This is a genomic window from Halomonas sp. HL-93 (assembly GCF_900086985.1).
Taxonomy (GTDB): domain Bacteria; phylum Pseudomonadota; class Gammaproteobacteria; order Pseudomonadales; family Halomonadaceae; genus Vreelandella.
The window spans coordinates 1,286,682-1,299,492 of the sequence record NZ_LT593974.1 but is presented as its reverse complement, the minus strand read 5'-3'; the positions used below and the strand labels follow the sequence as shown (position 1 = coordinate 1,299,492).

The following is a 12,811-nucleotide window of genomic DNA, read 5'->3' as shown; positions in this document are numbered from 1 at the left end:
GACAGGTCGGGCGAAGCCCGAGCGGGCAGTGATTACTGGAAGGGGCTCGGCCGTTGCCAAGTCAGGCACGACCACCTGCCTGCCGGTCGCGCGCCGAAGATTATAAGAAGCTTAGCCCCTGCTGACAAACCGAACTAAGGTTTTACTCGACCATTGTGCTAGAAAAAACCCCATCTTGTGAGTCGATTTTGCATCGCAGCATGGTTATAGTGTCGATAACCAGCACGTTCGTAAGCAGGTTAACGTATTAACCCTAACGACACTATTAGCTGCGCAAAGCGGCACCTCAACCATGGACAAACATCAACCAAGATAACAAGCATCGTACAAGCATACCTAGCGGTAGGGCTAATTGACAAAATGACGCACGCTTCTATAGTGGGCAGGCCTTTTCGCCGGCGCGGTATGCGCAACACCGACTTTACGTCCCAACCCGAACTCGAAAGGAGGCCAGCATGGCTGACAGGAAAGCAACATTAACGGTAGACGGTCTAGACAAAACGATCGAACTGCCGATGTACTCCGGCTCACTTGGCCCCGACGTTATCGACGTACGCGGCTTAGGTGCCGAAGGCCTGTTCACCTACGACCCCGGCTTTATGGCCACCTCTTCGTGCCAATCTGCCATTACCTATATTGATGGCGGCAAGGGCGTGTTGCTGCACCGCGGCTACCCCATTGATCAACTGGCCAAAGAGTCTAATTTCGTTGAGGTTTGCTATACCCTGCTATTTGGTGAGCTACCCAACGACGAGCAGTACGCGGATTTTGAATCGCGGATTCGCAACCACACCATGGTTCACGACCAAATCAACAACTTCTTCAAAGGGTTCCGCCGCGATGCGCACCCGATGTCGATTCTGTGCGGCGTGGTAGGTGGCCTTGCGGCGTTCTACCATGACCACATGGACATCACCAAAGAAGAAGACCGCGTGATCAGCGCGATTCGCCTGATCGCCAAGATGCCGACCATCGCGGCAATGTCGCACAAATATAATGTGGGCCAGCCGTTCAACTACCCGCGCAACGACCTGAGCTATGCAGAGAACTTCCTCTACATGATGTTCAGCAACCCGTGCGAGGAGTACAAAATCAACCCGGTGTACGCCAAGGCCATGGATCGCATCTTTATGCTGCATGCGGATCACGAGCAGAACGCGTCCACATCTACCGTGCGCCTGGCGGGCTCAACCGGTGCCAACCCGTTCGCCTGTATCAGCGCGGGCATTGCCGCCCTCTGGGGCCCAGCACACGGCGGCGCCAACGAAGCCGTTCTGGCGATGCTCGACGAAATCGGTGAAGACTCCGAAGAGAACATCCAGCGCTTTATCGACAAGGCCAAGGATAAAGACGACCCGTTCAAGCTGATGGGCTTCGGTCACCGCGTGTATCGCAACTTCGATCCGCGCGCCAAGGTTATGAAAGAAACCTGCGACGAAGTTCTCAACGAACTGGGCATGGCCAACGATCCACAGCTTAAAATCGCCAAGCGCCTGGAACAGATTGCCCTTGAAGACGAATACTTCATCGAGCGCAAGCTGTACCCGAATGTTGATTTCTATTCAGGTATTATCTTGAAGGCTATGGGCGTCCCAACCAATATGTTCACCGTGATTTTTGCGGTATCACGCACTATTGGTTGGATTTCTCACTGGCACGAAATGCTCAGCGAAAGCTACAAAATCGGTCGCCCTCGCCAGCTTTACATTGGCCACGACCAACGCGACTACCCGACTAAATAAGTCGCGCTTCGCACGGTGAAACGAGCATCTAAAGGCCGCCTCTGGGTGGCCTTTTGCGTTTTTGCCATTGCCACTTTAAAACACGACAACGTCAGGTGATGTATGGCTACGATTAAGACCGTCGCATTTATCGGCTTAGGTGTTATGGGCTACCCCATGGCGGGCCATCTTGCCAAGCAAGGCCTTGCCACCCGGGTTTACAACCGAACCGCCAGCAAGGCTGACGCCTGGGTAAACGAATATGGCGGAAGCGCTCACGCCACGCCTCGCGAAGCCGCTGCAGGCGCTGACCTTGTATTGGTGTGCGTTGGCAATGATAACGATGTAAGAGAAGTGACAACCGGGGAAAACGGCGTGCTTCACACCATGGGCAGCGGCAGCTTCCTGGTGGATCACACCACCGCCTCGGCTGACCTTGCTCTGGAACTCGATGCCGCCTGCCGCAAGCAAGACATCGCCTTTATTGACGCGCCCGTCTCCGGCGGCCAACAGGGTGCAGAAAACGGCGCCCTCACCATTATGTGCGGCGGCCAGCAAGCGCACTTCGATACGGTAGCACCGACTCTTGATCACTATGCCCGTGCCGTGACGCTGATGGGCAGCGCCAGCAGTGGGCAGCTAACCAAAATGGTCAACCAGATCTGCATTGCAGGGTTAGTACAGGGGCTGGCTGAAGGCCTGCATTTTGCCGAACAGGCTGGACTCGATCAACAACAGGTGATCGACGTGGTATCCAAAGGGGCTGCTGGTTCATGGCAAATGGAAAATCGTCATAAAACGATGATTGCCGATGAATATCAACACGGCTTTGCAGTGGACTGGATGCGCAAGGATCTTGCTATCTGTTTAGCCCAGGCACGTCACTTCGACGCCACTCTTCCAGTCACTGCACTGGTAGATCAGTTTTACGCCGATGTGCAGCGTCTTGGTGGCGGCCGATGGGATACCTCATCGCTACTAAAACGTCTGCGCAAAGCGCAATAGATGCTTGACTTTCCACCTACCTTTTTACCCCGACAGGGTTTTCCACACTATCTGTGGATAACCCTGTTCACAACCACTAGAAAACGTCCCACAATCGCCATGATCAGTGGGGAAGACTTAAATTGGTCATTTTTTAACCTAATATAACCTGTTGTTTTTAAAGAGATAATGGCAAAACAATAGGTTAGAGACAAAAGCCCGCGGGGTTGTGCACAACCTGTCTCACAAAAGCGTAAAAGTGGACAAGTCAAGTACAAAATATGCTAAATCGGCGTATTTTCAGCATATAATGAGGGTTGTAAAACGAGCAGACACCGTTGCTGCAAAGCACATAAAATGAGCTTTATAACGCAGGCAAAAAGGAAGGGGTGATACGAAAAAATGATGGCGTCCCATAGGGGGTTCGAACCCCTGTTACCGCCGTGAAAGGGCGGTGTCCTAGACCACTAGACGAATGGGACGTTTCATACGCGCTTCGCGTTATGACGAAGTCAATAATGGTGGAGCCTAGCGGGATCGAACCGCTGACCTCAACACTGCCAGTGTTGCGCTCTCCCAGCTGAGCTAAGGCCCCACTTGTCGCGAAGACGGGCGTATATTACTGATTACGCTCGCCTTCGTCAACCAGGAAAACGCCCAAATTTTATCGCTGCTTTGTTGGGCGGTTTACCTACCGTCAGAGTACACGGAACTCTTTTTCAAAGCGCTTCGCCTGCTTCTTGGAAACGCCGCCCAGCACCTCAATTGCATGGCGCAACCTGGCACGAGTAACGTCTGAGCCTAGAATCGCCATCGCATCCATCACTGAGGTACTGGTACTACTTCCGGTAATCGCGATAAACACGGGTGCCAGGAACGCCTTCATTTTTAAATCAAAGTGTGCAGCCAGTATTTTCACTTCTTCGAGCAACGCCTCTTTGTGCCACGCTGGCACCGCCTCAAAACGCCAGACCAGGAATTGCAATAGTTTCACCAAGTCGTCTTTTTCAAGCTTGACGCTGTCGAAGTCCTGCTCTTTCAGTTCGGGCAACCCGGAGAAGAAATGCCCCGCTAATGGCGTCGCCTGAGCAAGCGTTTCGATACGGGGGCGAATCTGCGGCAGAATCTGCTTTACGTAGTCCTCATTAAAGGCCCACTCACGCAATGCCTTCAATAACCCGTCATCATCCAGATCTTCACGGATATAAACTCCGTTCAACCAGGTCAGCTTTTCCAGATCGAACACCGGCCCGCCCAGCGAAACGCGCTGAACATCGAACGCTGCCATCATTTCTGAAAGACTGAATTTTTCGCGCTCGTCGGGCATCGACCAACCCATACGGCCCAGGTAGTTGGTTACCGCCTGGGGCAAGAAACCCATGCGGCGATAATAATTAATCGACGTCGGATTTTTACGCTTTGACAGCTTCGACTTATCCGGGTTGCGCAACAGCGGCATATGGCAAAGCTGCGGCATGTCCCAACCAAAATACTCGTAAAGCAACTGGTGCTTGGGCGCGGAATTGATCCACTCCTCCCCCCGCAGCACATGGGTAATGCCCATCAGATGATCATCGACCACGTTGGCCAGATGATAGGTGGGCATGCCGTCAGATTTCAGCAAAATCTGAGCGTCGACCTGCGCCCATTCCACTTCAATGCGGCCACGCAGCATGTCGCTCACTACACACACGCCATCAATGGGTACCTTCATGCGTACCACATAGGGCCAGTTTTCCTGGGCACGGCGCGTTGCTTCAGCTTCATCCAGGGCCAAGTCAGCCGGCTTTAGCGCCAGCTGCATACCCGCAGCTTTGCGTGCTTCACGCAACTCATCCAGTTCCTCGCTGGTGCGATAGCATTTGAACGCATGTCCGGCATCCAGTAGTTGCTGAGCGTATTGCGCATAAATATCGCCACGCTCGCTTTGCCGATACGGACCGTGCGGGCCACCCACATCGGGGCCTTCATCCCACTCAAGGCCCAACCAGCGCAGCGAATCAAGAATCATCTGCTCCGACTCGGGCGTAGAGCGCACGCGGTCGGTGTCTTCGATACGCAGGATAAATTGGCCGCCGTGCTGACGCGCGAAGCATAGATTGAACAGCGCAATATACGCGGTACCAACGTGGGGATCTCCCGTTGGCGATGGCGCAATACGGGTACGTACGGTCATGGGAACGTCCTTTTGGCAATAAAGCGTGGCGATATTATACGCACCCTAAGGTTAACCAGCACCATCACCTAGGGAACGACTTCCGTGGGAAAGCGTCACAAGTCAGTTAAATCACCGTTGTCTGGCAACGGATGCGCGTTATTGCACAATCGCTTAATATATCGTAAAGCTGACTATGTGAATTCAAGTCTCATTTTCAGGTGAGAGCATTTTTTTAACGCCATCGTTTTGATGGACAATTTTTAACGAGCGACCTTGCTCAACAACAGGATAACGAAATGGAATCGCTAGGCTCACGTATCAAGCAACTGCGGCTTCGGGCCAAGCTCAACAAAGCTGCCCTTGCACGTAAAGTTGGCGTATCAGATGTCACCATTTCTTATTGGGAGTCTGGGGCGATTAAGCAAATTGGCCACGAGCGGTTAGTGGCGTTGGCTGAAGCCTTGGACTGCTCACTGGCCACGTTACTTGAGGGCGACAGCGCCCCACTTCTGCTGACTCTTAGCCATGAAGGCCCGCTCCCCTGGGAGCAAGTGCAGTCAACGGCAATGACTGTACCCGAACATTTACCGCTTAAGGCCAACTGGAAAGCCCCCTGCATGATGGTCACGCCAGGACCTGAGACTGATTTTGCGCCTGCAAAGCCAGGCGATTTATTGCTGCTCGGCCCCACCCATGTATTTCATAAAGCAGGCCTTTACCTGGTAGAGCAAGACGGCAAACTGCAGCTTAAACAGTTAAGCAAAGCGACAAGCGAAGCCACAATCCAAGCGGTATTGTTAGCCCACTGGCGTTCAGCCTAGCGGGTGCCTTTCAAGGCGTTTGGAGTAACTCCGCGTTACCCCGTGACTGCCTAGGTTCATTGCCCACCATAAAGCGTGTGGTGTAGACGGCAATCTGACCTAGGCCGTGGCGGGATTGAGTGACCAACTCACCTGCCAGATATTCACCTTTTTCACCAATGCGTTGCTGTACAGATTCAGGCTGAACGGTGGCTTCGGACAGCTCCACGCTGACGCTATAGCCCCCGTCTGGCAAACCACTGCCGGGGCCAAACGGCCCTGCGACAAACTGCCCCTGCTGTATATCGACTCGCTCCCGCCAGCGAACACGACTGAGCTCACGCTCGACAATGACTTGCACCTGAGCACCATCAGGCAGGTTGCTCTCGCCCTCGACCTGCAAGCGACGGTCCGAACCGATCGACGCCGACACCAGGATACGCACGTCTAGCGGCTCTTTCTCTTCAGCGGCTTCGCGTTGCTCTTGCGCCTCACGGCTTGCTGCTTCCTCCTGCTCGGCCGCGGCATTTTCCGCCTCACGGGGCTGCTCCTCGGAATCGCTGCAGCCGACAAGCAGCGTCATGGTGGATAACGCAATGCCAACTATTATTAGCAAAAACCCTGTTTTCAACTTATGCATATCCGCTCCTCGACCACCATAGCCGCCAGCTTATCACTCCCCCGCCCCATGCACAGTGAAATAAGCCGCTGATTAAGGAAAGGATTGCTGTTCCCTACAGTGCCAACCTCACTCAGACGTCATCGCTCAGCTAAGCCGCCAAAAGCCCCACACCAATGCCACCCCTTGGCGAACGACAGAGGGTATCCATACGCTAAATCATAGGGAACATGGCCAAACATAAGGTGTACAGGTGAAGATGGGAGGTGCGAGGAGAAATCTACGGGCTTAAACGTTCATGTCATCCGCCCTTCCCCGGCCAACCGATGGCCAGGAAAGAGGTTTCTTTGGGCATTTGCTATCGATATTTCAACAATTTATAGACGAGCCTCTAGCCATTTCTTCACATCCAACTGTTGGCGTGTATCACTCGGCAGCTCATCACGAATTAATAGCTCGCCCTTATGTAGCGCAGTGATGGGCGCTGACGCCGAAAGGACCGTATTCAACATATAAAGCACTTCGTAACCCTGCTGGCGGTTACGACATCACCCCCTGATTGAGTAGCGCTACACTTTAGAGTCCGATCCTATGGGTAAGGAGATTGGACATGAAGAAGCGTTTCAGCGAAGAACAGATCATTGGTTTCCTGGGCGAAGCCGAAGCGGGGCTGCCCATCAAAGAGCTATGCCGTCGGCACGGTTTCTCAGAAGCCAGTTACTATCTATGGCGGAGCAAGTTTGGCGGCATGAGCGTCCCCGATGCCAAGCGACTCAAAGAACTCGAAGCCGAAAATGGACGCTTGAAAAAGCTGCTCGCAGAGTCGCTACTGGAAATGGAGGTCACTCGCGAGGCGCTGAGAAAAAAGTGGTGAGCGCCCCGGCACGCCGAGACGTGGTGCGCTTTATGGTGTCACGTGGCCTGAGTGAGCGCAGAGCGCTCCGTGTCATTCGTATGAGTGCCAGTGCATTGCGCTACCAGCCGGCCCCTGACCGCAATGAGACATTGCGTGAACGCATTGTTGCCTTGGCACACCGGCATCGCCGCTATGGCGCTGGCATGATCTACCTGAAGCTGCGTCAGGCCGGAGAACCGGTCAATCACAAGCGTGTTGAGCGTCTGTATGCGGAAGCTCGCTTGCAGGTGAAGCGTCGCAAGCGCAAGAAGGTTCCCATGTCTGAGCGAAAGCCACTTGGTCGCCCTGGGGCTGCCAATCAGGTCTGGTCAATGGATTTTGTGTTTGACCGGACGGCAGACGGACGAGTGATAAAGAGCCTCACGGTTGTCGATGACGCCACCCATGAAGCCGTGGCGATCGTGCCTGAACGTGCCATTAGCGGACTGTTTTTAACACGTATTCTGGATCACCTGGCCCTACAACGTGGCCTACCGAGCGCCATTCGTACGGATAATGGAAAGGAGTTCTGTGGGCGCGCCATGCTGTCATGGGCGCATCTACGTGGCGTTGCCCTGTTTTTAATCGAACCTGGAAAACCCAACCAAAACGCCTACATCGAATCGTTCAATGGGCGCTTTCGAGATGAATGCCTAAATGAGCATTGGTTCACCAGCCTTCAACACGCCCAGGCTGTCATCGAGGCATGGCGGCGGGAGTACAACGAAGAAAGACCGAAGAAGAGTCTTGGAGGGCTGACACCGTCAGCCTATGCCGAGCAACTGGTGGTAAAACACGATAAAGTTATTTCTGACTCTAAACCCGGGTGCTACTGAAGATGGGGTGACGTCGCAGGTATAGTGATCCAGGCTTAAGTTCGTCCTCGTGAAATTAGCCATTGAGCACCTCTTTTCATCCAGTGAGATTGCCCCTGATATCAGGGGCCGTTGCCGCATCCTTCTGGCGAGTAGGTAATCATCCCGCGTCTTTCAAAGCGACACCCCCAGCGTTGCAAAAAGTGTCATTTATGCTTGCAGCGAAGCAGCCTGATGGATACCCGAGAAGAACGCCAGCTCGGGTACAAGCTCATGGCCACCATGGATACGCTGAACGAGAAGATGGGAAAGGAAGCGGTTAGACTGGGGATATCGGAAAAGAACGGCCCCTGGCACCTACGGTGTGCCCACCGCAGCCCGTGTTATACGACGCGTTGGGATAAGTTGATGCGAGCGTATATGGATGAGGGGGCGGCAAAAAAATAGAAATGTAAGTAAGAAATTGGCTTAACCAGGCCATTTATGCTCACTACCTATGTGTCATAACACTATGAAAATCTAAACCAAATGAGACATATAAAAAATTAACCATCACCTGTAAGAATGATGAGTGATATTTTCTATATTTCCATTAGGAATAGCCACCACCTTGCTTTTATCTCTGACCGTAACAAATGAGAACTCGCCCAGTCTGCCTAAAAGCCAATGATAACATTCGTCACAATCTTTAACTTTCACATATCGCACCTTACCCAAATTTGAATCATGAATTCTTAAACCCTCCCAAACAGGTACAGATATGGAAAAGCTCACACCTGATATTATTACAAATATTGAGACATAAGCGTATAATCTGTTTGTAAAAAAATTAGCTATTTCACCTTTACTTGCTAATGAAGATGAGAAATAATGCACGGCAACTGCATTGGATAACAAAATATACCTCCACAACCATTTATACTCATATGGCAAATGTAAAGATGCAACCACACTTAGTGACATAGTAAATATTAAAAATATCAAATACCACTTTAAAGACAGAAGCGACCTACCTTGAAATAATTCAAATTTATAAAAAAACGCCACTCCCAAAATAACAAATGCTGTGAAATATAATGAAAACTCGCCTGAAGAAAATATAACGTCTTGAATTGCAACATAATCAAAAAAATCGACACCTAAGACCTTCCAAAAAAAATACAAATAAATCACAGAAAAAATCTGTAACAGTATAAAATACGCTGCAAACGCTTCAAATATAAACTTTAACTTTTCATTCATTACGCCCTCTCAAAAAAACATAACATCTAATCGCCTATATTAAGGCCTATAGATCTTGCAAACTTTCCCATATTCTCAATGAGCGACGTTGTCACATTGGCAGCTTCAGCCACTTTAATATAAGCATGCAACATATCATTTAGCTTTGCATGGAAATCACTGAACTTACTCTTATCAAGCTCAGTTGTGTGTAACCCTACTCGCCCACCAAGCGTCGATACTGCTTCTTCGATACCATCCAAGCCATGCAGCTCATAGCGAGATAGTGCTTTTTTTATTCTTATAACATCACCGCAAAGTTTTAGTCGCAAATCACGAGGCAAATCGCTATGCAAAATATTACCAAACAACTCTTCTGCAGCTTCCCTTAGATTCAATAGGTACTCGTCACCTGCTCTCTTTTCACTTTTATCTACCAGACTATTATAAAGAGCCTTGCCCATATTCAATGAAAGAAGCACACCCTCGTCTATCTTAGCATGGTAAGAGTTCCATTTTTCATTCGTCAAAAAAGTAAAAGCAAGAGCCTTTAACTTTTCAAATTCTTTTTCATATAGATCCCGTGTCACTTGATCCTGAACTAAAACCCCTAAAGTGTTTTCAACGTATTGCACAAGACTATAAAACTCTACAGAGTGCTCATAAATCTCAACTCTATCTGAGTAATCAAAATCGAGAACCTTACCCCATACCCGCTTTGTAGGAAAAGTTCGATTGCAACCCTTAGCATCGGTAATAATTCTATTCAATCTGGCAATTGGAGAAAAATCTTCCATCTACTAAAGCTCCGTAGCTTATTTATTAACGGCCTCAAAACCACAAAGCTGCCTTTATGGTTATGCAGTCACACAACCCGCCCAATCCGAATCTCACACCGCCCCAAAATCTCCACATTGTGCATATCCTGAGGCTTGATCATTTCCGGCTGGTAGTGATCTTTGTCGCTGATCAGGTACAGTACAGTACAGCGCACCGCCCGCCAGGCGCTGTACTCGTTTGATCTGCCGCTCGCCGCACAGCATTTCATTAACTTAATTAACAAACCCTAACCCATGCTCAGCGCTAACACCATCATCCCGAAGTCAATTTATCCACGGATGACCAACGATCTGCGGCGCTCGAGCTGCGCTCCGACTCCCGCAGACTGTTGGTCTGGGCTGAGGGGCCTTTTTTGCGTACAATTGCTCGCCATTAAACGCCCTGCGCGAATACGCTGGGTGTGCTGCCCTTTCGTTCCGTCGTCGCCACACTCTGATGAGTGCCGTTAATTCGGTGATGACAAATAGGATGGGTATTTAAACGCTTTTCATACCGCATCGATATGATGCAAGTGATTGATATGACAAATCAAAGCCCCGCTAACGTAGCTCGCCGGTTTTCTGTGGCCCCGATGATTGATTAGAACGAAACCCCGCCGTTACGCCTCTCGTACAGAACAAGTACCAAAATTGTGCCAACTAAATCAGGCTTTTTGCTCTGTTTGCCTTCCTTGGTAAATACACACATGACGCGTGTGCGTGCGCATCATGCGAGAAGGGTACGTCAGAATGTTTGGTGGTCTCGGAAAAAGGTAATAAAGGTAACCAAACTCGAAAATATGGCATAAACTACTGAAATTAATAAATTTAAAACAGTCGTTCAAAAGGTGATCAATAGGTAACCACATTACCTTTTTATAAGGTGAAATGATCAATTATTAAAATAATTAATTATCAACAGCTTACGGGAAAATTACCTTTTAGAGGCAATCTATATATCGTTTTAAATCATTTAGTTGCGTTAAAAAAACAACCAAATCACCTAACTTACCTTTTTCCGACGCTTCCCATACTTCTCAGAGCAACCCAGTCTGCCTGAGTCACGACCATCCGCTTTGTGAAGAAATTCGCAGGATTCCGCATGAGAACGAGCCCAGGCGATCAAGTCGTGAACCCTAGTTCCGGCGCAGCTTTGCGGCATGTGCATGGGTGCATAAAAACAAACAGGTTTAGCGCGCAGGCGGGGAGTCGACGGCGCGCCGTGGGCTGAAAGTGCTAGGAATCTGTTGGGTTGAGCTCCTCATATAGTTTCAATGCTTTGGACTCAATTTCTAAAGCCATTATAAGCCCCCAGCCCATATAGCCCAAAAAACCACCAAAGACAGTCACAGCTATTCCAATGCTACCAGTGGAAAAGACCTTAATGCCCTTCTCAACGCCTACTTTTAATATTTCATCTCCACCTGCTAAATACACCTGCGAAACAGTCCCAATCATAAGCACAAACCCAGATAACACAGAGGCCATACCTAACATTAAAAATGTCAGCCCAAGCATCAAAGCAATTAGCACACGCTTAGAGCTGCCGTGATTGAACCATCGGCTAAGCCTAATATTATGAGTATTGAAGTCGCAGCTCACTGCTACTGAAGTCCGCCCAAAGACGTTAAATGCCTCACGCGGGCCCCAGTTACTATATGCGAGACGTGCGAGAAATTTAGCTGAAGCAGGTTTCTTATAAGCTTTGAAAAAAGCAGCTTCCAATCGAAGCTGCCTAGCTGGGCTTTTTTCATTAGCCTCATAATAGTCAAGCGCTTCCCAAAGCTCATCGAGATTACGCTGACGACTGAAGAACTGTGAAATCAAAGTCAGAATAAGCGCCTGCATGGGCAAACTCCTTAATCGTGAACATAAGAAACCGCCCTCATTGGAGCGGTTTTTGTAAGTAAACTGGCTGAAGCCTAACGGTTGCCTAGCGGTTGGTGATGATCAGCTCGCCGCGGGGCTCGGTTGCCTGCTGGCCTACAGTGTACCTAATTTGTGTGGTGTGATGGGTTAAGCCTTGGAAGGTGTCGCGCATTTCGGGGGTGTCATTGACGCTGATCACGAACTGCCCCTGCCCTGTTCGGGCCAGCTCGCCCATGCGGTAATACTCCTTGATCGGGAAGTCATCGTCATAGCCAGCGGCACCCCAATACGGCGGGTCAAGATGATAAAACAAAGTCCCTTCCCGATCGTAGCGATTGATGCACTCTGCCCAGTCCAGTTGCTCAACCAGGGTGCGCGCCAGGCGCAGGTGGGCAGCGTTGAGATCTTCTTCAATGCGCAGCAGGTTCATGCGTGGTGGGGATACCGCAGATGTGCCAAACGACTGGCCGCTGACCTTGCCGCCGAAGGCCAGCTCTTCACCGTGGAAAGCGGATCGCTAACCACCAGCGACAACGCCCGACTCGCAAGCGAAGCCGAGGTCAACTCACAGAACTACAAATCAGAAAACAACGATATCGAATGGCTGGCGACGAAAGTGGTGCGCCAGTAAATAATGGTGCGTTTGGCACACAATGTGTCATCGGATCCTATTCAGATTTACCAGGCCCTCGCAGTCCGCATTCTACACCTCCACAATGAAGGTCAATGATACGCAGCAGAACGTAAGGAAATAGCGGAAGGATATGTGGGCATGGCCACATATCCTTCATGGAAAAAAGCAGTAGAGTAGGGCCCATAATGAAAAGCCTCAGTCTTGAGGGACAGAGGCTTAATTACATCAGGCGTTGGCGCGCCTTCAACACAGGGTTATTGCATGGCACATCGTAGAC

General features: G+C 50.4%; 13 protein-coding genes, 2 tRNA genes and 1 pseudogene. 7 read left to right on the top strand and 9 right to left on the bottom strand.

Features of this window, described 5'->3' with window-relative positions; translation table 11 throughout:
* Positions 1-455: 455 nt before the first annotated feature.
* Positions 456-1,742 carry a citrate synthase gene (gltA, locus tag GA0071314_RS05875; RefSeq protein WP_074395783.1) on the top strand — a complete coding sequence of 429 codons (1,287 nt, stop codon included), beginning with the start codon at positions 456-458 and terminating at the stop codon, positions 1,740-1,742.
* A gap of 102 nt (positions 1,743-1,844) precedes the next feature.
* Positions 1,845-2,726, top strand: a complete 882-nt coding sequence (locus GA0071314_RS05870; RefSeq protein ID WP_074395782.1) for an NAD(P)-dependent oxidoreductase — start codon at positions 1,845-1,847, stop codon at positions 2,724-2,726.
* A 385-nt stretch (positions 2,727-3,111) separates the two neighbouring features.
* Here the strand turns inward: GA0071314_RS05870 and GA0071314_RS05865 are convergent.
* The 3 genes from GA0071314_RS05865 to gltX form a co-directional block, all read right to left on the bottom strand.
* Positions 3,112-3,187, bottom strand: a tRNA-Glu gene (locus GA0071314_RS05865).
* Between the two features lie 37 nt (positions 3,188-3,224).
* Positions 3,225-3,300: transfer RNA gene (locus tag GA0071314_RS05860), tRNA-Ala, on the bottom strand.
* Between the two features lie 102 nt (positions 3,301-3,402).
* A complete protein-coding gene (gene gltX / locus GA0071314_RS05855) occupies positions 3,403-4,881 on the bottom strand; it encodes a glutamate--tRNA ligase (RefSeq protein WP_074395781.1) in 1,479 nt (492 codons plus the stop codon).
* A 278-nt stretch (positions 4,882-5,159) separates the two neighbouring features.
* Here gltX and GA0071314_RS05850 point away from each other — a divergent pair, with 278 nt between their 5' ends.
* Positions 5,160-5,684, top strand: a complete 525-nt coding sequence (locus GA0071314_RS05850) for a helix-turn-helix domain-containing protein (protein WP_074395780.1) — start codon at positions 5,160-5,162, stop codon at positions 5,682-5,684.
* Positions 5,685-5,694: 10 nt separating this feature from the next.
* On the opposite strand, the gene GA0071314_RS05845 is transcribed toward GA0071314_RS05850, so the two are convergent.
* Positions 5,695-6,303 (bottom strand): hypothetical protein, encoded by a 609-nt coding sequence (locus GA0071314_RS05845; RefSeq protein WP_074395779.1) that lies wholly within the window; start codon positions 6,301-6,303, stop codon positions 5,695-5,697.
* A gap of 356 nt (positions 6,304-6,659) precedes the next feature.
* Positions 6,660-6,794 carry a hypothetical protein gene (locus GA0071314_RS19870; RefSeq protein ID WP_269449428.1) on the bottom strand — a complete coding sequence of 45 codons (135 nt, stop codon included), beginning with the start codon at positions 6,792-6,794 and terminating at the stop codon, positions 6,660-6,662.
* Between the two features lie 98 nt (positions 6,795-6,892).
* Between GA0071314_RS19870 and GA0071314_RS19745 the strand changes: the two are divergent.
* From GA0071314_RS19745 to GA0071314_RS19965, 3 genes and pseudogenes are all read left to right on the top strand, one after another.
* Positions 6,893-7,042, top strand: a pseudogene (locus GA0071314_RS19745) (transposase); the annotation flags it as partial.
* The gene (locus GA0071314_RS05840) at positions 6,970-8,013 is read left to right on the top strand and encodes an IS3 family transposase (protein ID WP_074394834.1); all 1,044 of its coding nucleotides are present in this window, start codon (positions 6,970-6,972) and stop codon (positions 8,011-8,013) included. The pseudogene GA0071314_RS19745 and the gene GA0071314_RS05840, both read left to right, overlap by 73 nt.
* A gap of 213 nt (positions 8,014-8,226) precedes the next feature.
* Positions 8,227-8,439 carry a DUF4113 domain-containing protein gene (locus GA0071314_RS19965; RefSeq protein ID WP_074395778.1) on the top strand — a complete coding sequence of 71 codons (213 nt, stop codon included), beginning with the start codon at positions 8,227-8,229 and terminating at the stop codon, positions 8,437-8,439.
* Between the two features lie 105 nt (positions 8,440-8,544).
* Here GA0071314_RS19965 and GA0071314_RS05830 read toward each other — a convergent pair whose 3' ends face one another.
* The 4 genes from GA0071314_RS05830 to GA0071314_RS19480 form a co-directional block, all read right to left on the bottom strand.
* Positions 8,545-9,234, bottom strand: a complete 690-nt coding sequence (locus GA0071314_RS05830) for a hypothetical protein (RefSeq protein WP_074395777.1) — start codon at positions 9,232-9,234, stop codon at positions 8,545-8,547.
* A 26-nt stretch (positions 9,235-9,260) separates the two neighbouring features.
* A complete protein-coding gene (locus tag GA0071314_RS05825; protein WP_074395776.1) occupies positions 9,261-10,010 on the bottom strand; it encodes a hypothetical protein in 750 nt (249 codons plus the stop codon).
* Between the two features lie 1,257 nt (positions 10,011-11,267).
* Entirely contained in the window at positions 11,268-11,879 is a 612-nt protein-coding gene (locus GA0071314_RS05820; RefSeq protein ID WP_074395775.1) for a hypothetical protein, read from the bottom strand.
* Between the two features lie 85 nt (positions 11,880-11,964).
* Entirely contained in the window at positions 11,965-12,213 is a 249-nt protein-coding gene (locus GA0071314_RS19480; protein ID WP_156524098.1) for a hypothetical protein, read from the bottom strand.
* Between GA0071314_RS19480 and GA0071314_RS05815 the strand changes: the two genes are divergently transcribed.
* Complete coding sequence (locus GA0071314_RS05815; RefSeq protein WP_074395774.1) at positions 12,202-12,531, top strand: hypothetical protein; 330 nt, start codon at positions 12,202-12,204, stop codon at positions 12,529-12,531. The genes GA0071314_RS19480 and GA0071314_RS05815 overlap by 12 nt on opposite strands.
* Positions 12,532-12,811 lie beyond the last annotated feature (280 nt).